This window comes from candidate division KSB1 bacterium (genome assembly GCA_022566355.1).
Lineage (GTDB): Bacteria > Zhuqueibacterota > JdFR-76 > JdFR-76 > DREG01 > JADFJB01.
On record JADFJB010000028.1, the window covers coordinates 14,045 to 39,230 of the forward strand.

Below are 25,186 nucleotides of genomic sequence, written 5' to 3' on the forward strand. Positions count from 1 at the left end.
CTTTGAGTTGCCCGATTACACGACCAATCGATGAAATATTTCTTCGTGCTTGTCAACTGTCCTTTCGATGGTTAAATTCTTCTTAAAGAAATTTTTAATGACTTTCGGAGAAAAGCGTAGATTGTTTTCGAGAAATTCATTTACTTTTTCCGTCATCTCATCCATATGTTGCACCCTCATGCCTAAGCCATTTTCTTTTATTAAATCGTCCGGGTCGACAAATGAAATCACCGGGATTCCATTGGACCAGGCTTGCAGAAAGGTGTTGGGGAACCCTTCATAGTTGGAAGTGCTGATGAAAAGTTTAGCCTTGATGAACTCTTTTATGACCTTTTCAAATGGCAAGTATCCTTTGAATTCAAGGTTCGGGACTTTTTCAGCTTGCTTCGTGATATCTTGTTTAAATTGTTGTTCCTGGTCAAAATTACCCCCAACCATAACGAACTTTTCTTTTGGAAACCTCTTCGCAAGATTAATGAACAGATTTGGATTTTTCCGTGGTAAAATTGTTGCCACCCACAAGATGTGTTTGTTTGCTGGTGAGGTTTTTTTCACTTTTGAGAAACCGTTGTGTACGATCTGGCCTTGCAGGTTGAAGTATTTTTGCAGTGTTTTTTGTTGAACTTTGTTCTGAACTATAATCGCGTCACACCTTTTGAGCCCCCAAAAGTACATTAGTTTATCACGTTTATAGGGCAATGCAATTTTTTCCGGCTCGAAATCTGTATCATATGCTCCGCAATAAACGACTTTTTTGTTATTTAAGTACGCATAAAAAACAACCGGCGCTAAGATGAAACAGGCACAGCGAACGTAATAGATATCCGCATCCGATTTGCATAGCGCTTTCCAAATTTTATAAAGCCGCGGATAAAAAAACCGCAGAATTGGCAATCCTTCGTTTGGCTTAAAAGTAGAAATCACTTTAAAACTTTCGATCTCTTCAATGTCACCTTGCCCGTGATTCAAAGTGATATAACAAATCCGATGACCTCTCTTTGCTAATTCATGACCGATAAATGCCTGTTGAAGCTCGGCGCCGCCTATGAAGTCCATATTGCTGCTTTTGTTAAGCAATGGATAAATATTTTGTGAAACAAAGCAGATTTTAAGTTGCTTCCTCAACCAACTTTCCCGAATCTTCAATTAATCTGTTTATGACAATGGCAATACCCACGACAATCCAAATAAAGCTGTTTTCAGCATCTGGAAAAAACGATCTGCCGGTTAATCCTGATATTAAAAACGAGATTAAGGATACGATGACAGCGTACTGATATTCCCGCAGCCTAGGCAAGATTGGTTTGCTTAAATTCCTGAAAGCCCTCGTGAGCAACACAAAATAAAATAATACAAATACGATTAGCCCGAGTATCCCGGCATCTAAGATTTGCTCGATATACATGTTATGCGGATGACCGGCAGCGCTAATCAAGGATCCATTGTTCGCAGAATCGGAAACTTTGATGGCATATCTTCCATTCCCGATTAGAAATTTCTTAGCACTTTGACTGTATTCATCGAATAATGGCTTCCAAATTCCCTCGATTCTTCCTGCAAAAATATCATCATATTCTTTCGATTCAAAACCGTGAGTTGCTCTTTCCTTTACGCTGGTGAAAACAGTAAAAGAAAGAACAATCACACCGACCAAAAGAATCGGAAGAAATTTGGCCCTTTTTGAAAGGAAAAGGTACAATATGAACGACAGAAGCAATGTGAGATAGGCCGTTCTCGAGTAAAGGATGCCTATCGCTGCGATCGCCAATACGATACTTAGCATGCTTATCAGGTTCTTTTTGGTAAAGTATTTGGCAAGAAGAACCGGAAACGCAATAATAAAGAAATTCGCAATATCATTCCCATGGAGCTTGAGAATAGAGGTCATATAATCTCTGGCCAATTCGTTCTTGTCCGGTGCTTTGAATAAAAATAAGAATAGCAAGTAGAGAGAAAGAGTAATCAAAGAGAGAGTCAACACATTCGTTACGAACTCCAAATGTTTTGTTTCCTTACAAAATTTAATAATGACAATGAGCGGTATAAAAAAAAGCAGCGGTTTCACAAAATGGGACAATAGGTAGCCACTGGTGGAACGTATATCATCCGCAAGTTCAATCAACTGGTCTAAATGTGACAAAGAACGAAAGACCGCTATCGTGAAAATGAAGAATATGGCTGTGATGAAAAAGAATGCATAATTCGATAACTTTACAGAATCTTTGTAATGCCAAATGCCTCCGGCCAGAACCAAAAAGCCGAGGATGTTGATCAGCCTGGCACCGGGCAGATCTATGATATATGTATTGAATAATTCGGTTGAGGAAAAAGGTATGAAAATGACGAAAACAAAAAGAGCATGTAAAGGGCTTTTTGATAAAAGTAATATGGTTAGTAAACCAAGCGGTATTAACCAGGCCAAATACGGAGACTTTACTGACATCACGCCTATAGTTATGCCGAAGAGAACATAGAGAATCTCCTTTGGCATAGTAATATTTCTCGTTAATATGTTCATTTAGGCGAGTAAATTTGGGTGTTAATCCGGGGCTATTGAGGATTACTTTCTAATTCTTGCACTCGAGTTAAATAATCATCATTTATTGGGTCTCTTCACAATCTACAAGTAGATTGTCTGTTGCGAAAGGTTCGGATTCTAATCCTTTACATTCTTTGAAGAGACCAGCTAAAGCAGCAAGCATAGTAGCCTGTCCCCAATGAAACATTGGGGTTTTGTTAGTTATTAAAGGATATTTACGAAAGTAGAAAAATCCTTTGGAATCCTGCATGTGTTTTATGGTCCAAAGCGCAACTTTTTTCGCAAGTTCTAAAGCGGATTGATCGTACTCACATAGATTCACTAGGGTCTGAATTCCTTGGGATGCACATTGAATATCGATGGGATAGGTTTTGTAGTCATAGTATCTTGGCGTTCCTTCTTTCTTGAAAAATGTTTCTTTATAATATTTGAAGCCTCTTATTAAATTTTCTTCGTTTGTTTTGTCTCCGGTTGCTTTTATGTAGCCATAAATTGATTCTAACACATAGCCGGTATGGAAACTGTCAACCCACGTGTATTTTTGAGGCTCGCCGTAATACCACCCGCCACTCGCCAGTTGATATTTTACAGTGTAATCGATGGCTTTTTTCGCAATAGAAAAAAGACTTTCCTTTTTAGTATAGCGATATAATCTACCTAATAACAATGCGCCTAACGCATTGGCATTGTGAATACTCTCCTCAAATGTCGGATTATCTTTGTCTGAAGGGGTATACATTAGGCACAGCGTGTCGTTAGAATCATTGTAGCGGCCGATATCATTTACTATAAAATCACAAGAGCTTTTCGCAATTTCAAAATAGGCTGGCTCACCAAGCTGTTCGTATGCATCCAGAAAGACATTTGCAATAAGAGATGTCCAAACAATAGAAGGAACATTGCATGGTATTCTTCCCCCTCTTGATTCATAACTAAAATGATTGCCCCAGGCATAGCCTGAATAGCCTTTACTATAATTATTGCTTAGCCAATCCAAACAAAATTTCATTTTTTTAAGGTATTCTACATTTTCTGTGGCCTGATATAACTTTAGATAGCCCAAAGAGCAAAATCCCATACCTTTACTACTGGTTTCCATCTTAATTCCGAGAAGAGGCCGCATGTTGATAGGAAATCTTCTAACCGATTGTTGCAGTATGATTCTTAAATAATGGTTGTCAAATGTAAGTGTGCCCAACATTCTAGCATTCAAGCCATCAAAGGGGTCATAAGCCTTCCAAGCATTTTTCATAATCCATTGCTCTAAGTTATAAATGCCATTAGAAATTATTTTTAATTCACTCATGAATATTTCCCTTCAATTTAAGACCGGGGAGCCTTGTTTTTTATTATTTGAATGATCAAGGAGCCACTCATAAGCCGAGATTAGATTCTCTGAAACATGCTGCCATGCTAGCTCATTCACAATTCTTCGTCGCCCAAAAGCTCCCAATTCTGTTCTCTCTTCAGGATTATCCATCAATCTAACAATGGCTTCTGCAAATTCTAACTCACTGTTTGGAGTTACATAGATTGCTGCCTTTTGTGCCGTAACGCGTGTTTCCGGTAAATCGAAACTGACAATTGGTTTGCCCAAAGCCATATATTCCATGATCTTTATCCAGGTCGATACATCATTAAGCGGGCTGGAGGGGTCAGGGTCAACGCATATGTCGGCCGTGGATAAATAACGAAACATATCGCGATCGGGAATAAAACCTGTAAACCAGACATAATCATCAATCTCCAGTTCATGTGCTAATGCTTTTGCATCCGGAAGCGAATCGCCAGATCCAATGATAACACAGTAAAAATCACTCCTGCCAATCTCGTAAACCAAACATCTTATTGCCCTAAGCAGATAGTCAACTCCGTCTTGCGGGTTAATCTCTCCTACATAACCAAGGATTTTCTTGTTCAACTTTTTTAGCTCTCCATCCGGCGGATGCAATTTTATCCTATCCAAATCAGGACCGTTCCTCACTATAAATACATCCTCCGGCTTTTTGTCACCTCTTTGCATCGCAATATTTTTGTAAGATTCATTCGTCGCGATCACCATGTTTGCGGACCGTAAGCACAGTTTTTCAACTCTAAGAAGACCACGATGGATAAAACCGTCATCTACTCCAAATCTTGACAAATACAATTCCGGAGACAAATCGTGATGATCAAAGACGAACTTCTTTCTAAAAAGCTTAAAAAAAGCCCCTACCAGAAAAAGGGTATCGGGAGGATTATGAATGTGAACAACATCGAACGATTCTTTTATAGCAATATAAAGACTCAATATGAGGCAAGCAGTTGTAAAGTAAAAATATTCGATTAGGTAACCCACAACTGATTTTGCAGTTTGATATAGTTTTAGGATACTGGAATCTCGTTTTTTACTGCTTTTCTGGAATAATTCTAATTTGGGGATTCTGTAGACGCCAACCTCATTTATTTTCTCCTTTGCTGGCTGCCCTTTCTTACGCAGCGAAATTATGGTAATCTTATAACCCGCTTTTGTTAGAGTAACCGCTTCATTTCTTACTCTTACATCTGCCGGGTAGTAATCTTCCACAAGCATTAAGATTTTACCAACATATTCCTTCATAGCAGCCATTTAATTCTTCTAAAGTTGTAAAAATTCTAATTAGATCTATTATCTTTGTGTTGCTGTTTATTCCGGCAACAGTCTCTTCATATTCTTTGCTCTTATTACCCACAACGATAACTTTTGAATTATTAATAACCTCTTGCACCGATTTTTTCATTAATGAGGAGATATGAGGAATTGCTTGCTCTATATATTTCTTGTTGGATCCAACAATTCTCGCTAAGGATACTTCTTTGTCATGAATGCTAATTTCATATCCCTTGCCAAGCAGTCTCTCAATTAGTTCAACCATAGGGCTTTCCCGCAGATCGTCAGTCCCTGGTTTAAAACTAAGTCCCAACACCCCTACTTTTTTCATTCCGGTTTTCTTAACCAATTTATAGGCTAATTCTATCTGATTATCGTTGCTCCTCAAAATCGATCTCATTACCGGAAGGTCTAGATCAAGTTCTTTTGCTTTATAAAGTAGTGCTCTTAAATCTTTGGGCAAACAAGAGCCTCCAAAAGCGTATCCCGGCTTTAGGTAATACGACGAAAGATTAAGTTTTGTATCCTGACAAAAGATGTCCATTACCTCGTGGCTGTCTATGTCAAGATTCTTGCATATGTTGCCAATTTCATTGGCAAAGGAGACCTTTAATGCGTGAAAAGTGTTACTAGTATACTTGATCATTTCCGCAACTTTGATGCTCGTCCTTATGATAGGAGCATTCAAATTTTCGAATATTCCTGCAATAACGTTTCCACTCTTCTTATCCAGTTCGCCGATGAGCGTAAACGGTGGATTATGATAATCATAAATGGATGTGCCCTCCCGCATAAATTCAGGGTTCATGCATACCCCAAAGTCTACGCCCGCCTTTTTCCTGGATTCCTTTTCAAGGATCGGAATCACAGTTTCATCTATTGTCCCCGGGAGAACCGTACTGCGGATATTTACAACATGATAGGTGTCTATTTCGCGCAGGTAATCACCGATTTGCTTCGCTACTTTTTTAATATTATCCAACTGCAAACTGCCATTTTCGTTACTCGGCGTGCCTACGCAAACTATAGAAATATCAGCAAGACCAATACTATTCACAGTTGCACTGAGCCTGTTTGAAGCGACTGCCTTTTTAATTGTTTCTTGCAGCTCTGGCTCTACAATCGGACTCCTGCCATTATTGATCATGTTTACTTTTAATTCGTCAACATCGATGCCCGCAACGTAATTGCCATTGCGTGCCAGGCAAGCGGCGGATACGCAACCTACATACCCCAGACCAAAGACGTTGATTTTCATCATTTATTCTCCTTAATGGCTTGTTGTTCTTAGGAAGTCTTTTTCTTTAATTCTCGAATAGAATTGAGCAACTTCCTTGGGCAATGCATTCCAATGCTGACCTTCATATTTGGTTTTAACGTATCTGAGCAAATCCGTATAGTATTGCACTGGAAATTCTTCCAGTCCCAGCTTTTCTCCGGCAAAGTTCATATAATCAGGATGTGTGTTCAAAAGTGCCATGCCGCCATTCTCAGCAATCCAATCTAATTTTTTCTTCCAAATATCGATGTTCTGTTCTTTCATAATTATTAACAATGCGTGATCCTGAGCTAAGGTGTAGGGGAGCTCGACATAACCGTTTTTTGTTCCATTTCTTGCCACCCAAAATGGAAAAATCGTATTCACACCATCAGACTGGGGTTCAAAGGGGTCCGTATCAAAAGTAGATGAGTCATATTTAATTTTCAGATTATGAATCCAATCGAGATTGTGATGCATGGATGGAGAACGAAAGCCTATCGCTTGCCACTCTTTTAGATATCGATTAATTCGAGATGCTCGCTCTCGAAAAATTTCTACAGAATCATAAAGTTTACCATCATGTTTCAATCCATGTACACCTACTTCAAATCCATTGCTGGTTATGTGATCACGTAGTTCAGACGAAACATGATATCGTTCAGGGACAAAATTAAAAGAGGATCTAAATCCCATTTGTGCCTCTAGCCTCATCAAAGGCATGCATTTGTCATGACCTTGCGCTGATTCCACGTCATGCGTCAAAACCAGGGCGAATTTCTTTTGGTTTGGCCAGCCGGCCCAGCCTTGGGGGGGCTTGTTAGCACTTTCATCTATTGGCCAAATATCTTTGTATAATGCTCGTTTTCGAAGAATTCTCTTTCTCCGCAATAGGATTTGTAACCGTCTTGGAATGATTGGCTTAATGGCATAAAATATTTGTGTTGTGATCAATACGTAGTCCGTCTTCTTTTTTTTTGTTATTTAAGCTGTGAATTAACTTCGGGTTGATTACAGATTTGGGACTTCCCAATCGACTTAAATTTCATATTATCGTTCCTAAGATTAGGAGATCACAAATGACGATGACATTGGCACTAATTCAAAGGCGCCAACAGATCTTTGGAGTTTTGTTATACTTTTAAGGATGGGGTTTGTGATTTAGCCAGGGAGTGTCTTTGAGAAAAAGACAAAGCATCGCAACAAGGACTACCCCGGCCGCAGTGCTTTAAAGTGATACCATAAACTCTGGAATGCTCTATATAATTGCAGCCTGCTTGATCGGTTTCTTAGTAAGCAAAAATATGTGTTTCCAAGTATTCTTATTTTCTTCCTTAATTGTAGAAAATCCATACTTTTCAAATAGTTGGTTTATGAGCGCTCGGTCCCTTCTAATCCTTCTGATCCCCCTTTGCCAATATTTTGGTAATGCAAAATCAGGAAGATTATTTTTGACTAAATACATCAATGTTTTAGGTCTCGTGTCAAATTGTAAATACACTAATCCGTCATCATAAAGACTTTCATGAATTTTGCAAATATAATCTTCGATAACGTCAAAATCCTCAATACACGGGAGTGTTTTTACGGAAAATATGAAATCGGCTTTGTGTTCATACCAAGGGGCGGTGGGTAGGAAACATTTCACTCCGTTTCTAACTCCATTTTTTTCAGCATTTTTCTCTAATAACTCCAACATTTTTTTGGAGATATCTACTCCTATACATTCATTAAAATAAGAACCCATTGGAATTAGACACCTTCCGGCTCCGCATCCGATCTCAATAACAGTATTATGGTTATGCAAGAAATCTTTTACTTCAAAAAATATCTCTTTTGCCTGCCTTATTCCGGTCTCCCAAAATTCATCGATGGTGCCATTAAAGGGCGCCAACAAGTACCAATACGGATTAGCTTTGGCAAACGATTCCCACTTATTTTCCGTCACGATTTGGTCCTCGTTAATTTATTATCTTCCCCCAGGGTCCTATCAAAAGTTGCGATAACAGATAAGCCTGCCACGACTTTTGTATTGGATAAGACTTCAATTCGAATCGATAGCAAATTTGGTATAATTAAATCAACCTGAGACCCAAATCGAATCACACCAATCCTTTTCCCTCTCTGAATCTGCTCCCCTTCCTTAATATATGGGACGATCTTTCGAACCAATCGAGAGGCAATCTGAATGATCCCTACTTTGAAGTCTCCGTTATCAATTACCGTAAATACTCTCTCATTTTGAAAAGCAGCTTCTTTTTTCTTTAATGAAATGAACAAACCTTTAATGCGTTTCAGAAGGACAATCTTGCCCCCTATGGGAGCACGATTCACATGAACGTCCAAATAGTTCATCGCAATACCGATAAGATACCCACCGTTTGGAAGGACGTCCGCTTGAACAAAATCTCTCAAGGAGAATTTTTTTCCGTTTTTATCTGAAAAAGGGATTTCTCCCTCTTCTATTTTTTTGATATAAAGAATCTCTCCATCGGCAGGAGATAAAATCGCGTTGTCAATTTTAGGAGGTATTCTATCCGGATCTCTATAAAATCTCCAGAGAAGAAGTAGAATTGCAGTTGTGGTTATCAAGATAATTTCCATGACTGGTAATTGGAAAAAACTGAGACTATAGAATTTCGATATCCCATTAACAATGGCACCGCTAAATATTCCAATGACCAAGGCGGCAGGTAAGATGAACTTCTTATCAAGCTCCCATTTTTTCCCCAAGGTCACAAGAATGAGAAAGCTAAATACTGAACTGGAAGCGAAAATCATCCAAGTCATTTCTAAAATTCCCTCTTCATCCATAGGTATGGAAGCATCGCAAGTTCGGCAAAAAAGGGAAGAGGGTCATCAAACGAAAATACTGCAAATTCCTTTTTCCCTTTCATTGATCTCAGGTAATCACCTATTTTCATTCTTCCTTTGAGGATCTCGAGAAAAACCGTCGGAATATCGGTGGTTAACCGTACCCACTTCATGTGGTTGGAAGTGGGGTGAATATCTAATTCTTCTCCAATCATATTCTGATAAAGCAAGTAGGGGAGATCGACTCCAGCAGCGATGGCAAGGGTATGCCAGCCCCAAAACCTTGGATTTACTTCGATCAACTTGTATGTTCCATTTTGGGGGTCCTGCATAAATTCGACTTCTGCAATCCCATAGTAATCGATGAGACTCAAAAATTTTTCTGCAATTGTTTGTATTTCCGGTATGTCGACTAGCTCGGCAAATGTAGAGGCATGTCCGAAATCCATGGGGTGCTGACGTGCTCTTCTGGCCATAACACTCGCGACAACTTCACCTTCTTTGAAAAATGGGCAAAATGAATACAGACCATTGGGCCCCCCCGGGATGAACTCTTGCACCAAAACCTCTGAAGCATCAATGATAGAACTAACCTGTTGGTATGTTTTTATAAGTTCTTCTCTATCATTTATGCGAAAGGCTTTGGTTTTGACCTTGCTGTAAAAGTGATCCCTAATGGAGGGCTTAATCACCACAGGGAAGTGGAGGTCCAATTCGAGCAGTTCATCGTGATTCTGGGGATAGTAGGTTTCAGGTATAGGGATATCATGTTTCTTAGCTATTTGATAAGTCTTTTTCTTTTCATAAACATTTTGAATAATTTCCCATCCGGGTGTGGGAATTCTATAATACTCTTCCAAAATGTCCTTGAATTTGGACAGAATGAACACTGCTTCGTCGCTGTTTGGAAAAATCACCCACCCATTAATTCCTTCCTTTATTGCCAAATTAATGAGAAAACTAACATAAGAATCTGTGTCTGACGTTTTGGGAGATCTAAAGAATCTCTTTCCAAACCTTGAAAATCTGCCGATACAATAGTCGCTGTCCAACAGAACAGTTGGGATGCCTTTTTTCGCTAATGATCTAAGAATCCCAAGTCCCTGAAAATCTCCCCCAGTGATCACAGCGCCAATTTTTTCTCGCATTTTTTATTTCTCTGATACAAAATTAGATGATATTGTAGCTACTTTACAGATCACTATGGCTTTGGGTAATATAATATATGAAAAACCGAATAACCTGTTGTGAAAGTCATTTCATTCCCTATATTGTAAAGAGATTCGAACTCTTAAGTCATTAATATATTTAGGCTTGTCTAATTATCCTGAGCTCTTATTTTGAAACCTCTTTTTCTCAAAGATCATATCTGGATGGCGATTTCGGATTTCAATTGAAACACCATTTTTTTGAATTGACTCGCAAATTGCTTCAATAATAGTAACAACACGAAGCCCTGAATATCCATCGCTAATAGGAGTTTTTCTTTCCTGAATGCATTCAATAAAGTGTTCACATTCGGCTCTTAAAGGTTCTTTATCCTCAATTCGAGGGCTAAAAATATCACCATAACGATATGCGAATTGAAACTCGCCATAAGTGTCATATTGTGGAGGACTGTCAATCCCTTTGTCGAATATCTTGATTTTTTCATTGGGATGTGTATCGTCATAAACCAGCATTTTTTTTGTCCCCACTAGCGTCATCTTTCTAACTTTGTAAGGATCTAGCCAACTATGATGAAGAAAAGCGATTTCGCCATTGTCAAAATTAAGAGTCGCTGTTGCTACATCATCAATTCCCTTAAAAAAATGGGCTTTCCCTTGTCCGTTAACTCTAAGTGGCGTTTTCCCCAAAAGGTACAAAATAATCGAAATGTCGTGAGGGGCTAAATCCCAGACAACGTTAATATCCTGTTGAAAAAGACCCAAGTTCAGTCTTAAACAACTTATATATAATATTTCTCCGAGATCTTCATTCTGTAATATGCTTTTTATCTTATTTACAGCTGCGGTATATTCAAATGTGTGCCCTACCATCAATGTTCTATCCATCTCATTAGCAATCCTAATTAAATCTAAACAATGATCACTTGATAGCGCCAGAGGTTTTTCTACTAAGACATGTTTACTAGCTAATAAAAATTCTTTAGCTAACTTATAGTGAGTATGCACCGGTGTTGCAATGATGATTGAATCGATTGCTTCAGAATATAGAATATCTTTATAATCGACAGTTGTTTTAATCCCGGGAAAGAGTTGTTGCATCCTAGTGAGATTTTTTATTTCCAAATCACAACAGATATCAACCTTGCAACCTGGAATTGAATAAATATTGCGGATTAGATTTGGCCCCCAATATCCGCAACCAATAACTGCGATATTCATAATGTGCCTCCCAATTGGTTCAGGATTTTTTAATTCCTATTTTAAAGAGCGCCCTCTCGACTAATAACTGCCTTAAATGTTCGCAACAAAATTTTAAAATCCAGCCATAGGGACCAATTGTTAACATACTGAATATCTAATTTTACCATCTCATCAAATGTGGTTCTACTCCGCCCTTTAACCTGCCATAATCCCGTTATACCTGGTTTCACCTCTAACCTTTGCATTTGCCATTTATTATAATACTCAACTTCATAGGGAAGGGGTGGTCTTGGTCCTACTAGCCCCATATCGCCTTTAATAACATGAAATAATTGAGGTAATTCATCAAGGCTCCATGCCCTAAGAAATCTACCAAACCGTGTGACTCTTAAATCATTATCAAATTTGTATAAGGGTTTCAGTCTATTATTAAAATTCCTGCTTTGGGTTTCTCCCTTAATTAGCTTTTTTACAAACTCTCTATGAACCAAATCATCACAATTATGGACCATAGTTCTAAACTTTAGAAAAGTAAATACTTTTCCTCTATATCCTAAACGATGTTGGGTGAATAGCATTGGCCCGGAAGATGTAACTTTGATTCCGAGGGCAATTAAAACCATAAGAGGAAATAAGACTATGATACAAATAATAGCACAAAAAATATCAATTATTCGCTTAATTCTAAAAGCAAATAATTTCCAATTTCTGGTAATAACATTCACTCTTTTAAACTCAAAAACTTTTGGATTGAGTTGTAATTTAGACATTGATAGTTAATAATGAATTAATGTGACGGTTAATTTGCCATCAAAGGGACTGAAGTACTTCGGTAATAAACGGCACCCCATTTCAAATAAAGTTGATCCCCTGGAGTTTTGTTAGATCATTGGGTAATATCAACTCCTGTTTCTGGTTCCTTCAAATTGTCACTAAGAAAATGAATTCTTCACAATCTGCGATAAATTATCTCCTAAGTGATGCTTCTTTCTATTCAGTACGCCACCTAAAATATTTACATTGGCGTCTTCTAAGAGTTGTTTTGCATCTACTAAATCATGCCAACCTGTCTGTTCGGCTTGTATTATTAACACAACTCCATCGCAGAGTTTGCTAATTGTAATCCCTTCAGCATGGGTAAGTAGAGAGGGAATATCGATAAATACCAATTCGAATTGGTGTTTTATTTTTCCCAAAATAGATTTGAACATCTCGGTATTAATTTGACTTGTTGCTTTCCAGTCTTTTTGCCCGACGGTTAGTAATTTCAAACTAGAGGTTGAAATATTCCTTACTATAGAATTCAATGAGAGCTTGCCATCAGGGGACCAACATGGTTCGTCCATTAACAAATCGTAAAGTCCAAGTTCGGAAGAGACATTAAATATCTTGTGGAGAGATGGATTTGTGAATTGAGAATCGATTACTATTGTACCTTGTTTTTTTTGATCATTTTGTTCCTTAATTGTGCTCCTAAATTTATTTTTCAAACCCAAAGTCCTGTTATAATTACTTTGGCCTTCCGAGATCATTAAAGAAATTATGCTTAGCAGAGTAGATGTCCCTTCTTTTGGAACTGCACTGGTAAAACCGATGACTTGAAGTTTTTTATCTTTGGCTGAGGAAAGTATGTTTTCAACAATTCGCTTAATTTCATTTAGCATCCCAGATGGTATATTGTTCAAATGATTACTAGAGGTTCTTTTATTATTGCCGTTTTTTCTGAAGTTATCTATTTCAGAATTGATTGCGGTTGGAAGTTTTTGAGAATTTCTTTTTGAATTACTTTCAGCATTTTTTAAAGATGAACCATTTCCATTACTTGAAACTTTTTGAAAAATATGGCAATTTGAATTAGATTGCTCCCAGGGCAATAGTCGAGGATCTAATTTTCCTTCTTCTAGTGCCTTTTTTAAGGCTTTATGGACAAAGCTCACCAAACAAACCCTACATCTTCTGATTTTGAAAAAACATCTTCTCTATCTTCGTCATGTATTCTATTAATCATTTGTTCAGTAGATAATTGCATCCTCGAACCCCATACTTTTAATCATCCGGGAATTAATAATGTAAGAGTTTGTCAGATAACCCTCCAAAAGTGCGTGATCACATAGTATATTAATACAACGTGGAACACCTCCTGAAAGGAAGTGGATTTTATTAATAGAGTCTGTTTCAAATAATTCTGATCCATTTTGGCTTCCAGCTACTTTAAGTCGAAGATTGATATAACTTCTTGTTTCTTCAAGATTAAGTCGCTCTAGTCGAAATTTGAAACTAACCCTCTCTAGTAATTGGCGTAACTTCATATTGCTTAGTTTAACATCTAATTCTGGTTGACCAACTAATATTATTTGGAGGAATTTTTCTTGCTCAGCCTCAAAGTTTGATAATAATCGTATCTCTTCAAGAACATTTTCACCTAAATTTTGTGCTTCATCTAATATAAGGATAGATTTTTTTCCAGCTCTATGGTTCGATTCTAAATATTCATGAAGTTCGAAGGTCAATTCTACCTGGGATTTATTCTTAATATCAATTCCAAACTCTCTGCATATGATTTGAATTAAGGCTTTTGGGCTTAAAATTGTATGATTGATTTTGCATATCGATAGGTTTTTTGGCAAGCAATGTAACAATGCATTAATCAAGGTCGTTTTTCCAGTTCCCACATCACCGGTTAAAACCATATAGCCATGTTGCTGAGTAATCGCATAAATCATTTGAGAAAGTGCCTCCTTGTGCCAGTGACTGTAAAACAGATATCTTGGATCTGGCGATAAAGTAAAGGGTTTCTCCTTTATGCCATAAAAATCTAAGTACATGGGTTTATATCTTTAGTTGATTTTAACATTTGATTGTTGAAAGGTAGTTTTGAAAAATATAGCATGACTAAAAAATAACTAATTACAATTTACCCACTTCGTTATGCTCTTTTACAGACCCTAACACTTTTAACCCTGTAAATTTTTTAAGTTCTTGATCTGTACTAATGGAGTTACTAAAATATTCTACCAAAAACGCGATCCCGATTCCAGTTAATAAACCTAAAAAACTAGCCAAGGTTACATTAAGTTTTTTATTCGGGCTGATTGGATTCTTAGGCTCAATTGCAGGGTTAATGACCATGATCTTCACACCTTTTTGTGTTTTAGCTAAAGAAATTCTTGCTTCTTCGCGCTGTTTCAATAATATGGAATAGACTTCACGGTTCTCATCTATCCCGCGACTTAGTTGGGTTAGTTCGTATTCTTTTTGAGCGAACTGCTTAATTTTCTCGTTTATTTTATTAATTAGTTTTTGTAGTGCTTCCTCTTCAGCTTGAAGGGCTTGGATTGATGCTTCTTCTTGTTCAATGATATCTAGTACCTCTCTTTTTATGTGCTTCTTTGTAATAGCAATAATTTTTTCCAAATCAATTATCTCCCCATATGTAGGTTTGAATCTTTGTAATAATTGTTCTTTTTGAATTTTTTTATCTAAAAGTTCCCCTTTTAGTTTAGCAATATAAAGTTCCCGGCTGTTACCCTCACTCACTTCTGTAAATGGAATATTGATTTCTGAATCCATGGTCAATTGTTCTTTAATCACCTCGAGTTTTGCCTCTTTACCAATACGCTTTGTAAGGACAGCTGTCATGCTCTTTTCGTAATCTGATAATTTTAATAGTAGGATATCAACTTGTGTTTTGGGAGAAATCATTTCTTCACGACGCTTATAAGAAGCTTGACTTTGCTCCAATTCTCGCAAGGTTTTATCTGTTATTGTCATTTGTTCTTCGAAAAATTGATAAGTGTCAAACTCCTCATAGATTTCAGAACGATAGATTTGATAAGTTTCAATGACTTTATCAACGATTGGTGCAACTAATGATTGATCCTTGGATTTATAACTGACTTCTATAACGTTGCTATTCCTTGCATTCTCAACTTTCAAATTTACAAGAAAATTTTCTACTTCTTGTTCGAAAATCTCTTTTCTAGTTAATATTGAGCTAGTTTGGTCGATTTTCTCTAGTATTAAATCATTGACCACACGGGAAGCTATTGGATAACTTTTTATGATTTCAATTTCTGATTTTATCCAATCATAGGTTTCATAATTTCTAGGTAAATTCATACGAAAAAAAAACGCTTTGTCTGAATTATCTTTCCTTTCAATCAATATTTTTGATGAAGCTTTAAAAATTGGGGTTGTCATAAAACTAACAAAAGTTGCTGAAATTACAACTGAGAAAAACACTACAAGCACTATATTAAAACGCTTGCAAACTATCGTAATAAAGTTTAGTAATGATGCCGTTCTATCCTTAAAAACTCCATTATTATATTCATTAATTATCATCTTTGATATTATTTTCTATCATAGAATAATATTGCTCTAAGGTAAAGATCTAAAGGAGGTAGGAATCCCGTATATACTTGTCTCATAAAATCGGATATATTAGCAATAAACGTTTTTGGTACGAAAATAATATCCTTGGGCTGAATTAAAATATCGTTTTGTGTTACATCTGATCGGCTCTTAGCATGAACAGATTTATTTAAATCAACTTTATCAATTTTGATATCCTCGACTATGTTCTTGTCACTGCGCCTCAACACAATGACGCTACTCAATTCTGCAGAATCTTTGGGGCCGCCCGCAACCGCTAGTGCTTGCAAAACAGTCATGTCGCTTGTAATGGGATAACTACCTGGAGAGTTGACTTCTCCCAAAACATAAACTTGGTAGTTGCCAAACTGACGAACAATTACAGTTACATCCGGCTCAAGAACGAACTCTGAGTAAGTTTTGGTAATAATACTGTCTACTTGGGCAGGTGTCATACCCGAAACAAGTAGCTCTCCTACTTTCGGCAAGCTAATTCTACCATCGGGTCTAATGATTACTGTTTCATCAAACTGAGTATTTCGAAAGAACTTTATATTAATTACATCTCCAAAACCTAATTTGTATTCAGGTATGGTACCCGCAATATACAAGGGTGCAGTTAATAATGGATTTTCAATAGCACTGGTTTGAGGATTTTGTACTCTCGGACTTACCGAACAACTTATGAATACAATTGAGTTAAAGCATAAGAAGGTTGAAATAATTCTAAAAACAATAATTAATTTTAAGGACATTAGTTTTTGATTAGTTTTAAATAGACAAATATGTTAAACTAGTTTTTTCGATAGAATCTTTAATATCAATTTACTTCAGTTTAGGATATGGGCTATTCGTTAAACTAGAAAAGTGATCATTTTTAACCTGTAAAAATAGCTCCGCCACGTAAGTCCCATTTGCAAAATCGCGTAGCTTTAGTTCATCAAATTAGAATTACCCTCAAATCTATTTGTCCTCTTAGATTTAAGAGCTGAAATATGTATTTACTGTTCAAGCAATGTTATTCGTATTCGCTAACACTTCAAAACACTGCGAAAATTCTATTTTAGCTCGTCTAGTATCTTTTTAATTTCTGGAAACTTTGCCTCATTTAACTGATAATATTTTTCCTGATTCTCGTATTCTATTACGACTACAAATCCTTTGGATATTAATAGATCAAGGGCTTTACTAATGCCTTCCACAGATTGAAAAATCTGTTCTTTCAATATCCACCACTCTGAAATCCCTTGCAGAGTATCTTTGGCTCTAGGTTGTTTGACAAGGTAATGCAAAATGGAAAAGGCAACTATTTGCTCATCATTCATTAATAGTCCCTCACAGTTCAAGACAGTTCAAGGTGAAATTGCATTTTTGTGATCAAATTAAGGTCTCGCAATTCATATGCCAAAATATAAAATATGGTTTAACTACTTGATATTTAATGAATAATGGATGTGTTGATTTGACATAAAATATTTTCAAGTGTGGTGTTATACCCACGATTAAATCCATTAAATGTCTATAAGTCATTTATTTTTAATTTGTTAATTGACATGTGAATTAACCCACAGTAAAATTAGTAAAATGCCACAAGAATTTTATGGATGAATCCTATTTTTTCATTATTTTTCATAGACTGTGTTAAAATTAACAACGAAAAATAAAAGTGGAATAATTTTATTTTGCTAAATTTCATTGAAGTTGTGGCTCTTTGAATTTTGGATTAAGGTTGAGTTTTTTTACTAATCTGCTAAAATCACCACGATCTTTTTTAGCTTTTTTAGCTGCTTGCGTTAAGTTGCACTGATGAGAAAGAAGCAAGCGTGTTACATAACCCCTCTCAAATTTCTCAACGGCGATTCTTTTGGCTTCGACAAATGACAATTCTTTTTTTTCTATGGAAAAGGGAAAATCTTGAATTTCGATATTCTGAGGTGCGATGATCGGACTTGGAGAAAGAAGAATAGCCTGTTGTATGATATTTTCAAGTTCACGAATATTCCCGGGCCAACTATACATCATAAGTTTCTGAAGTGCAGCCAAAGAAAGAGTTTTATTTCTCCGACCAATGTTTTTTTGATACTTTTTTAAAAAACATTTAGCTAATAGCGGTATGTCACCTGCCCTTTCACGTAATGCAGGTAATTTCAGTGTAATTGTAAAACGATAGAATAGATCTTCACGAAACCTGTTCTGTTGAGTATGTTGTCTTAAATCTACATTGGTTGCACCCATAACCCGAATATTAGCCTTGATGTCCTTGGTTTGACCTAGTGGTCGATAGGTTTTGTCTTGGAGTAATCGAAGTAGTTTGCTTTGAGCTTCAAGAGGTAGACTATCGATTTCATCCAGAAATAAAGTGCCTCCTTCGGCTTCTGCAACAATCCCATTCTGATTATTGTGTGCACTGGTAAATGCTCCCTTGCGGTGGCCAAATAGCTCATTCTCAATAAGGCTTGTGGGAATTGCACCACAGTTAACCGAAATGAATGGTTGATTTGATCTATTACTTAGAAAATGAATGGCTCTTGCACACAATTCTTTGCCAACACCAGTTTCACCTGTCAAGAGAATGGTTGCATCGCAGTCTGATACTTGTGGAATATTTGATATACTCTCAATAAAAATTGGATCCTGACCAATGAGCTGTGAATGACCTGCTTTCTGTAAGATGTTTTTTCTAGCTAATGATTTTTTTTCACTGTTGACTTTATTTATCAACCACTTTATGCGGTAAACCACCTCAATCTCTCTCAAGGGGGTTGTGATAAAATCATCTGCAAATGGTATTGAACGGTTTTCAGCTAAGGTCTGATCTTCGCTGCCACATAGAACAACAATTCCAGGTACAGCTGCAAGATTATTTTCGTGGGAGAGTTCATTGTAACAATTTCGATCAATGACGTAAAAAAACAAATCAAATTGTTTTTCATTGAATGTATCCATATGTGATTGAGAACTCACAACGAATTGAATTTCACAATTAATATTCGAATCTAAAATGGAGCACAAATGTTTGGCAGTGTGGTCACTGCAGTCGTTCAAAACTAGAAAATTTATTTTCGGCATAGATTGTCGCAGTTTTTATCGCTTTCTTCTAACTCTTTGTATTTAAATGACTCAGACACGGAGGTGTCTTGAGAGGATTGGTAATAAGAAAATTTCTCGTTCATTATCCACTAGTCGGTTATGCCTCGAATGTATCCTATACGGTTGGATCATGTAGTCGTTAACTCAAAGTAGAATAGGCGAGGGTTGAGTGATTTGGCATTTTTATCCTTAATTATTGTAAACGAATATTTGTTTTGAAAATCCGGGTTTGTAACTGAGGCTTCAATCTAGCAATTCACATGCCAAAATAATAAATATTCTGTAAGTAATTATAAATATATAACTTATGAGACTGACAAAATATTTTTGATTATAGAAAGTGTGGTTATTACCCCTCAGAGCTTTATTGAAGTACTGGTTTAAATTCTTGTTATCCTTATGGTTAACAATGGGGTGAAAATCCCACAGTCACTATCTTTATCTGTCAATTCGTATTAAAGTAGAAGGAAAATATATTTTTGAAAAGTCAAGATTGATGTTTCAGGAAGGCCTTTCGGTTAAGGTTAAATTTTTTCATTAATTTACTAAAATCCCCTCGGTCTTTCTGCGCTTTATTAGCGGCACGGGATACGTTTCCGTTATAAGAAATAAGCAAACGTGTTAAATAATCCTTCTCAAATTGTTCTAACGCCATCCTCTTAGCTTTACTAAATGATAGTTCGTCATTAGTTATATTTGTGGATGGATCTTGGATGTGAATATTGTGAGGTGTAATGACAGAGCCTGGATTGAGTAGAATCGCTTGTTGAATGATGTTCTCGAGTTCCCGAATATTTCCAGGCCAATGATAAATCATAAGCTTTTGTAAGGCTGACGGGGAAAGTGATTTATGTTCCCGGTCGAATTCCTTAAGATATTTTTTTAAAAAAGAATTAGCTAATAAGGGGATGTCACTTGCTCTTTCTCGCAATGCTGGTAATTTTAAGGTAATTGTAAAACGGTAAAATAGATCCTCACGAAACAAGTTTTTTTTAATCTGCTGTTTTAGATCTGCATTTGTTGCTCCGATCACCCTGATATTGGCTTTGATATCTTTCGATTGGCCAAGCGGTCGATAGATCTTATCCTGAAGTAATCGAAGGATTTTACTCTGGGAATCCAGCGAAAGGCTATCGATTTCATCAAGAAATAATGTGCCCCCAGAAGCTTCAGCAATTAGACCATATTGATTGCTTTGGGCGTCGGTAAATGCTCCTTTTTTGTGGCCAAATAATTCATTTTCTATTAAATTCGTGGGAATTGCACCACAGTTAACCGGAATAAATGGTTTGTCAGACCTTTTACTGAGATAATGAATCGCTCGTGCACACACTTCTTTTCCCACACCTGTTTCACCTGCCAGCAAAATGGTTACATCACAATCTGCAACTTTGGGGATTTTTGATATTCTGTCCAGAAAAACTGGATCCTGGCCAATTAACCGTGAGATTCCTACTTTTTGTAGAATATTTTTCTTCGCTACTTCTCTCTCTTCACTGTTCACTGAACCAATAAAACGCATAACGCGGTAAATAATCTCAGTTTTTCTAAGAGGTGTAAAGATAAAATCATCAATTCCTGATATTAAAGACCAATCTCTTTTTGCTTTCGAATCTTTGGTGCAAATTACACCTATACTTGGAATAGATTTAAATGTGTTAACTAATGTAAAATTTTCATTATCCTTCTCATCTTTAATCCAAAAGTAAATATCAGGTTTGCTACTATTGTTAAATTCCTGTATTTGGTTTGGCTTCACTAATTGATTTTCACAGTCGAAATTGGATTGCAAGATGGAAATCAACATATCTGAAGTATTATGACTGCATGAATCTAGGATAAAAAACTTATTTTTTATCATAACAAATATTTATTTGATATCGATATGCGAGATTAATAAGCCAATACTCAATTCATTCCTAGGTAGAGTAGCGAAAAACTTCCGCCCTCCTAGTTTGCTATTTAATAACCAAACATTTTCTTTTTAATTTTTCTGTTAACAAAAAAGGCGCAATTAACAACTAACAGGGCAAGAATAATGCCAAATTGATATTTATCGTTATTTTAATTTCATATAGTCGGACTAAGTGGTTGATATAATTAAAGATATGTTGATCATTTTAGAAGAATAATTTCTATCATAATCTATATTTTTATTTCAAAAATATTAGTTATTATACTATTGTATTACCAAAATGGATATAGTTATGTAAAACGGCTAAAGTATCTTTGCACCGGATTTAAAGGACCTGGAAACGTTACAAAAGTTACATTAAAATATGGTCACCTCAGTATAGCAAGTTTGATTTAGGACAGTAACATCTAATTTTGAATTACACTAGTCATGCAATAAGCAATGGAAATGAAACGAATACTGAAAACTTGTAGGTCCCCAGTTCGAATTTCGTAATTTAATTCCAGGTGCAATGCATTCTGCCATGCTGGTCATCGAGAATTGCATCAATTCGGATGGCTGTGAAAGCTTTTGGAATTTCATTAGGGAGACTCTTGTGGTAACTTTCTCACCGCCATTGGATTTATATGCAGTAACAACATTAGCGCCAGTTATTGTGAACAGCAATATAGACAATAAATAATAGCAAACGCGTTTCATTGCAATGTCCTTTCAAATGTTCAGATAGGAATGTTAAAGGCTAATAATATACATAAGACGTAAATGGCATGGGTATAGTTAATATTTGAAAGGACATTTTGGTAATCTCCAGGTTTTAAGATTTTTTTTATCCCACATCTCTTACCCTTTGCTTGTTATTTATCCAAGAAACAGTACAAACATTCCAAATTCTTCTTTCAATAAAAACCTTTGGCGAGAAAATACCGGGGTCAAAGAAACGCTGCTTCGGTCCAGTTTAAAGAGATTGGAACAACAAATTCCATTTTCTTTCATTGTTTGCTGCCATCGTTCATTTATTATCAATTTAAGGAAGGTAAACTCGATAACGGGAAATGCGAATGGATATAGGCTTTTATTGCAAAAGCATGATTGATCCATTCCAGTTGCAAGACGGTTTGGGAAGGACGTGTTGGGGGTGTTGGAGGACGGCAGGAAGTCATGATCTTTAATAAAATCATAATCGTATTTCCCCACCAAAGCCATTTTCTCCTTGACTTTTAACCTAAAAATTAGTCCTCGATACCTATCTAAAACAACCCCATTTCTAACACCAAATCCTCGACGCGGAGAAAACATTGTAAGCGCCGGTATCGTTCTCATTAGCGCCATGTTGGGGAATTACCTGCTGCTACTGTTTCTTGCGAGTAATGGCGCCCAAACCGTATAGCAAACATTATCAATATTGGACCTGCGGTGTTCTATTTTGTCATAGGCACAATAACCATTCTAACAAACAAATAAGTTTCGATCATCATGGAATGAATGAATACTTTTTGGATATTTTTGACAATAGACAGGATTGAATTCACTAAGATTTCAAAAACTTCTCTACAGACGTGGCTTTAGTTGGAAATTCACGGATAATTCTTTTATCTCGAGTCACTAATGGAACATTAATGTCTTCAGCTAATGCGATATATTCACAATCGTAAGATGAACACTTTGATTGATTGACTAATTCAAGAATTTTACCAGAATTAACTTCATATTCAGAATCTACCATCATATTTTCGGCTTGTTGAATTAGAAATGTTTCTTGTTGAACTGTTAAGTATTTTTTACGGATATATAAAGATAAAACGCTTACAAATTCACTTCTCCAAAAATTGGAGCAATCCAATCAGAATCCTTGGTTAATATTTGTTTTACAATTTCAGTTTTTTGGCCTTGAATAAATAGATATGATATTATATTCGTATCTACGACTATCATTTTCTACCCTCTTCTTTTGCCTCATTTATTATTGCGTCAGTAAGTGGGGGTATATTTGTATTTTTATAAAAATTGTCAAGTGTAGAAAACAAGTTTTTGATGTCAATTTTTTTACTACTTAAGGAATCCCCCAATCGTTTTATAATTTCATTGTTGATACTTCTTCGATTTTCCTTGGCGGTAATTTTAATTTTTTCATATAACTCTTCAGGAACATTTTTTATTGTGATGTTATGCATTTTATTACCTCATAAATTTATACCATAATGGTGCCATTTTGGAAACTATGATAAACTAAGGAAAATTTCAAAACTATTTCGTTTACACAAGACCGACTTATTTGAGACCCATTGGCAATTGTAAAAATCCAATGATTTTAGTTGAATATTTTTGACACTGACTCAGAACTAGATTTCCCACCCATCAAAATTATTTTCCCCTTGACTTTTATCTTAAAAATTAGTCCTTGGTACCTATCTAAAACAACCCTATTTCTAACACCAAATCCTCAACGCGGAGAAAACTATGGTATCAGATCCAATCACAATAATCTTTATTCTTGCAGTTGTTGTTTTTATTGCTATCTGGCTTGAGGAGCGTTACAGGATGTTCCGTTCGCTTGGAGCGGCGCTGGTCGGGATTCTATTTGCCATGGTGCTCTCCAATGTTGGCATTTTGCCTGGTAATTCTACCGCGTATGAGATATTGGTCGGACCCATTGTAAGCGCCGGTATCGTTCTCATCTTACTCAGTGTGGATATTAGCTCGATCCGCAAAGCCGGTCCGGTGATGCTTAAGGCGTTTGGTATCGGCGCTGTAGGTACGGCCATCGGCGCTGTGATCATGGGCTCCATATTGGCTTCATCCATCGGCGAGGAAACCTGGAAATTGACCGGCCAGTTCACCGGCACCTATACCGGCGGCGGTTTGAACTTCGCGGCGGTAGGACAGGCGCTTGGCACCAGCAGCTATTTGTTCTCGGCGGCCATCGCAGCGGATGTTCTGGTTACTGCTATCTGGATGGTGGCTTGTTTATCGGCGCCGCTTTTCCTGGGAAGAAAAAACGCCAATGCTGATAAAGAAGTTCAGACCAAACCAGATTCTCAAGAGGTGGAGGAGTTCACCCTGGCGCGGTCACTTTACAGCAGCGGCAGATCCGTTCCACTGCTGCATTTTGCAGCTTTGGCTGCAATCGCAATCGGGGCACTGTGGGGTTCAAGCTTGTTAGCCTCGTGGTTTTCATTCTTTCCACAAGTCCTGTGGTTAACTACCATTGCACTCCTTGCTGCTCAAATACCTGCCATTAAAAAGTTGTCGGGCAGTGCGATGTTGGGCAATTACCTGTTGCTGTTGTTCCTGGCGAGTAATGGCGCTCAATCCGTTATTGCAAACATCATCAGTGTCGGGCCGGCGGTATTTTACTTTGCCATCGGCACGGTAACCATTCATGGCATATTCATTTTCGGCGTTGGCCGCCTCTTTCGAATCGATGCCGGCACTTTGGCTGTGGCCTCCCAGGCAAATGTCGGCGGACCTGCATCAGCCATGGCTTTGGCAAGCGCCAGGGGCTATACGGATCGATTCCTGCCTGGAATAGCAGCGGGATTACTGGGGTATGCTGTGGGAAGTTATTTGGGGCTTATAGTTGCGAATATGATGAAAGGATTTCTAGGATGAAATAATAACCAAATCACAAATAACAAAATTTTATCTAAACCGACAAATATCGATTTGTGGTTATTTGTTTTTGCCAGCGGTTTTGCACTGTTTATCGCCCTGTTAATGGTAAGTTTCCAAGCTCTCAAGGCGGCGGTGGCGATCCGGTGGAATAGTCAAGATATAGATACTACTATTGTTTGTCTGATTCTCCTTTTCGAGCGAGACGGCGGAAATGTGCCAAAGCGAAAAAGCGATGCTGGTCCAGATTAGAACCTGCAACTCATTTAGACCTGCCCGTTTGAGGGAAGCCCACAACCAGCCCCGAAGCTTTCCTCCGTAAGAAGGACCATAATGACACCCACGGAACTCATGAGCGCCATGTTGAGGCCGGCCTTCTCCCAATCAGCGCCACCACCGAGGTCCACGGCCCCAAGCAGGAAGACGATAAGCGTAATCGTTCCGAGAACGATTATCGGATAAAGCACGGCCAGACCATGATCCCGCAAGCTGCCCCACTCAAGTCCCATTTCCTTAGCCGGGAATCGCTGCCAATACCATAAGACACCATGCGGAAAATTCTCAGGTTCCATTACTTGGTTAGCGCCTG

23 protein-coding genes and 1 pseudogene are annotated in these 25,186 nt (G+C 37.2%); 2 read left to right on the plus strand and 22 right to left on the minus strand.

All coding sequences use genetic code 11. The features are described 5' to 3' along the window. Nucleotides 1-15 precede the first annotated feature (15 nt). The 19 genes from IIC38_07035 to IIC38_07125 form a co-directional block, all read right to left on the minus strand. A complete protein-coding gene (locus IIC38_07035) occupies nt 16-1,125 on the minus strand; it encodes a glycosyltransferase family 4 protein (GenBank protein ID MCH8125698.1) in 1,110 nt (369 codons plus the stop codon). Next, nucleotides 1,109-2,491 (minus strand): O-antigen ligase family protein, encoded by a 1,383-nt coding sequence (locus IIC38_07040; protein ID MCH8125699.1) that lies wholly within the window; start codon nt 2,489-2,491, stop codon nt 1,109-1,111. Before IIC38_07040 ends, IIC38_07035 begins: the two co-directional genes overlap by 17 nt. 109 nt (nt 2,492-2,600) lie before the next feature. Continuing rightward, a complete protein-coding gene (locus tag IIC38_07045) occupies nt 2,601-3,845 on the minus strand; it encodes a hypothetical protein (GenBank protein MCH8125700.1) in 1,245 nt (414 codons plus the stop codon). 12 nt (nt 3,846-3,857) lie between these two features. After that, the gene (locus tag IIC38_07050) at nt 3,858-5,147 is read right to left on the minus strand and encodes a glycosyltransferase family 4 protein (protein ID MCH8125701.1); all 1,290 of its coding nucleotides are present in this window, start codon (nt 5,145-5,147) and stop codon (nt 3,858-3,860) included. After that, entirely contained in the window at nt 5,119-6,426 is a 1,308-nt protein-coding gene (locus IIC38_07055; GenBank protein ID MCH8125702.1) for a nucleotide sugar dehydrogenase, read from the minus strand. Before IIC38_07055 ends, IIC38_07050 begins: the two co-directional genes overlap by 29 nt. A 12-nt stretch (nt 6,427-6,438) precedes the next feature. Continuing rightward, nucleotides 6,439-7,377 carry a hypothetical protein gene (locus IIC38_07060; protein MCH8125703.1) on the minus strand — a complete coding sequence of 313 codons (939 nt, stop codon included), beginning with the start codon at nt 7,375-7,377 and terminating at the stop codon, nt 6,439-6,441. A gap of 307 nt (nt 7,378-7,684) precedes the next feature. Continuing rightward, entirely contained in the window at nt 7,685-8,374 is a 690-nt protein-coding gene (locus IIC38_07065; GenBank protein MCH8125704.1) for a class I SAM-dependent methyltransferase, read from the minus strand. Beyond that, the gene (locus tag IIC38_07070; protein MCH8125705.1) at nt 8,371-9,216 is read right to left on the minus strand and encodes a phosphatidylserine decarboxylase family protein; all 846 of its coding nucleotides are present in this window, start codon (nt 9,214-9,216) and stop codon (nt 8,371-8,373) included. The genes IIC38_07065 and IIC38_07070 overlap by 4 nt, the downstream gene beginning before the upstream one ends. A gap of 2 nt (nt 9,217-9,218) precedes the next feature. Next, nucleotides 9,219-10,388 (minus strand): ATP-grasp domain-containing protein, encoded by a 1,170-nt coding sequence (locus tag IIC38_07075; GenBank protein MCH8125706.1) that lies wholly within the window; start codon nt 10,386-10,388, stop codon nt 9,219-9,221. Between the two features lie 174 nt (nt 10,389-10,562). Further along, nucleotides 10,563-11,630, minus strand: a complete 1,068-nt coding sequence (locus IIC38_07080) for a Gfo/Idh/MocA family oxidoreductase (protein MCH8125707.1) — start codon at nt 11,628-11,630, stop codon at nt 10,563-10,565. Between the two features lie 38 nt (nt 11,631-11,668). After that, nucleotides 11,669-12,379, minus strand: coding sequence for a sugar transferase (locus IIC38_07085; protein ID MCH8125708.1), 711 nt, complete (start codon nt 12,377-12,379; stop codon nt 11,669-11,671). Between the two features lie 162 nt (nt 12,380-12,541). After that, on the minus strand, nt 12,542-13,546 hold the full coding sequence (locus IIC38_07090) for a CpsD/CapB family tyrosine-protein kinase (protein ID MCH8125709.1): 1,005 nt from the start codon (nt 13,544-13,546) through the stop codon (nt 12,542-12,544). Between the two features lie 75 nt (nt 13,547-13,621). Then, nucleotides 13,622-14,332 carry an AAA family ATPase gene (locus IIC38_07095; GenBank protein ID MCH8125710.1) on the minus strand — a complete coding sequence of 237 codons (711 nt, stop codon included), beginning with the start codon at nt 14,330-14,332 and terminating at the stop codon, nt 13,622-13,624. A gap of 184 nt (nt 14,333-14,516) precedes the next feature. After that, nucleotides 14,517-15,953, minus strand: coding sequence for a GumC family protein (locus tag IIC38_07100; protein ID MCH8125711.1), 1,437 nt, complete (start codon nt 15,951-15,953; stop codon nt 14,517-14,519). A gap of 8 nt (nt 15,954-15,961) precedes the next feature. Then, a complete protein-coding gene (locus tag IIC38_07105) occupies nt 15,962-16,738 on the minus strand; it encodes a polysaccharide biosynthesis/export family protein (protein MCH8125712.1) in 777 nt (258 codons plus the stop codon). Between the two features lie 303 nt (nt 16,739-17,041). Continuing rightward, nucleotides 17,042-17,308, minus strand: coding sequence for a hypothetical protein (locus IIC38_07110; GenBank protein MCH8125713.1), 267 nt, complete (start codon nt 17,306-17,308; stop codon nt 17,042-17,044). A gap of 367 nt (nt 17,309-17,675) precedes the next feature. After that, the gene (locus IIC38_07115) at nt 17,676-18,929 is read right to left on the minus strand and encodes a sigma-54-dependent Fis family transcriptional regulator (GenBank protein ID MCH8125714.1); all 1,254 of its coding nucleotides are present in this window, start codon (nt 18,927-18,929) and stop codon (nt 17,676-17,678) included. A gap of 631 nt (nt 18,930-19,560) precedes the next feature. Continuing rightward, entirely contained in the window at nt 19,561-20,832 is a 1,272-nt protein-coding gene (locus IIC38_07120) for a sigma-54-dependent Fis family transcriptional regulator (protein MCH8125715.1), read from the minus strand. Between the two features lie 579 nt (nt 20,833-21,411). After that, complete coding sequence (locus tag IIC38_07125; GenBank protein MCH8125716.1) at nt 21,412-21,687, minus strand: hypothetical protein; 276 nt, start codon at nt 21,685-21,687, stop codon at nt 21,412-21,414. A gap of 85 nt (nt 21,688-21,772) precedes the next feature. Here IIC38_07125 and IIC38_07130 point away from each other — a divergent pair, with 85 nt between their 5' ends. Beyond that, nucleotides 21,773-22,081, plus strand: a complete 309-nt coding sequence (locus IIC38_07130) for a LytTR family transcriptional regulator (protein MCH8125717.1) — start codon at nt 21,773-21,775, stop codon at nt 22,079-22,081. A gap of 435 nt (nt 22,082-22,516) precedes the next feature. Here IIC38_07130 and IIC38_07135 read toward each other — a convergent pair. Both IIC38_07135 and IIC38_07140 read right to left on the minus strand, forming a co-directional pair. Continuing rightward, nucleotides 22,517-22,920 (minus strand): annotated as a pseudogene (locus tag IIC38_07135) (type II toxin-antitoxin system VapC family toxin). Continuing rightward, the gene (locus IIC38_07140) at nt 22,917-23,159 is read right to left on the minus strand and encodes an Arc family DNA-binding protein (GenBank protein ID MCH8125718.1); all 243 of its coding nucleotides are present in this window, start codon (nt 23,157-23,159) and stop codon (nt 22,917-22,919) included. Before IIC38_07140 ends, IIC38_07135 begins: the two are co-directional and overlap by 4 nt. Before the next feature lie 286 nt (nt 23,160-23,445). Between IIC38_07140 and IIC38_07145 the strand changes: the two genes are divergently transcribed. Further along, entirely contained in the window at nt 23,446-24,597 is a 1,152-nt protein-coding gene (locus IIC38_07145; protein ID MCH8125719.1) for a DUF819 family protein, read from the plus strand. A 102-nt stretch (nt 24,598-24,699) separates the two neighbouring features. Here IIC38_07145 and IIC38_07150 read toward each other — a convergent pair whose 3' ends face one another. Then, complete coding sequence (locus IIC38_07150; GenBank protein MCH8125720.1) at nt 24,700-24,981, minus strand: hypothetical protein; 282 nt, start codon at nt 24,979-24,981, stop codon at nt 24,700-24,702. Nucleotides 24,982-25,186: the final 205 nt, after the last annotated feature.

Excerpts from the sequence above, each read along its gene's own strand:
- IIC38_07075 (MCH8125706.1), bottom strand. The coding sequence starts at position 10,388 with ATGCGAGAAAAAATTGGCGCTGTGATCACTGGGGGAGATTTTCAGGGA.
- IIC38_07070 (MCH8125705.1), bottom strand. The coding sequence starts at position 9,216 with ATGACTTGGATGATTTTCGCTTCCAGTTCAGTATTTAGCTTTCTCATT.
- IIC38_07105 (MCH8125712.1), bottom strand. The coding sequence starts at position 16,738 with ATGTCCTTAAAATTAATTATTGTTTTTAGAATTATTTCAACCTTCTTA.
- IIC38_07140 (MCH8125718.1), bottom strand. The coding sequence starts at position 23,159 with ATGCATAACATCACAATAAAAAATGTTCCTGAAGAGTTATATGAAAAA.
- IIC38_07145 (MCH8125719.1), top strand. The coding sequence starts at position 23,446 with ATGGTATCAGATCCAATCACAATAATCTTTATTCTTGCAGTTGTTGTT.
- IIC38_07100 (MCH8125711.1), bottom strand. The coding sequence starts at position 15,953 with ATGATAATTAATGAATATAATAATGGAGTTTTTAAGGATAGAACGGCA.
- IIC38_07050 (MCH8125701.1), bottom strand. The coding sequence starts at position 5,147 with ATGGCTGCTATGAAGGAATATGTTGGTAAAATCTTAATGCTTGTGGAA.
- IIC38_07125 (MCH8125716.1), bottom strand. The coding sequence starts at position 21,687 with ATGAAACGCGTTTGCTATTATTTATTGTCTATATTGCTGTTCACAATA.
- IIC38_07055 (MCH8125702.1), bottom strand. The coding sequence starts at position 6,426 with ATGAAAATCAACGTCTTTGGTCTGGGGTATGTAGGTTGCGTATCCGCC.
- IIC38_07095 (MCH8125710.1), bottom strand. The coding sequence starts at position 14,332 with ATGATTTATGCGATTACTCAGCAACATGGCTATATGGTTTTAACCGGT.
- IIC38_07045 (MCH8125700.1), bottom strand. The coding sequence starts at position 3,845 with ATGAGTGAATTAAAAATAATTTCTAATGGCATTTATAACTTAGAGCAA.
- IIC38_07115 (MCH8125714.1), bottom strand. The coding sequence starts at position 18,929 with ATGGATACATTCAATGAAAAACAATTTGATTTGTTTTTTTACGTCATT.
- IIC38_07085 (MCH8125708.1), bottom strand. The coding sequence starts at position 12,379 with ATGTCTAAATTACAACTCAATCCAAAAGTTTTTGAGTTTAAAAGAGTG.
- IIC38_07040 (MCH8125699.1), bottom strand. The coding sequence starts at position 2,491 with ATGCCAAAGGAGATTCTCTATGTTCTCTTCGGCATAACTATAGGCGTG.
- IIC38_07110 (MCH8125713.1), bottom strand. The coding sequence starts at position 17,308 with ATGAATGATGAGCAAATAGTTGCCTTTTCCATTTTGCATTACCTTGTC.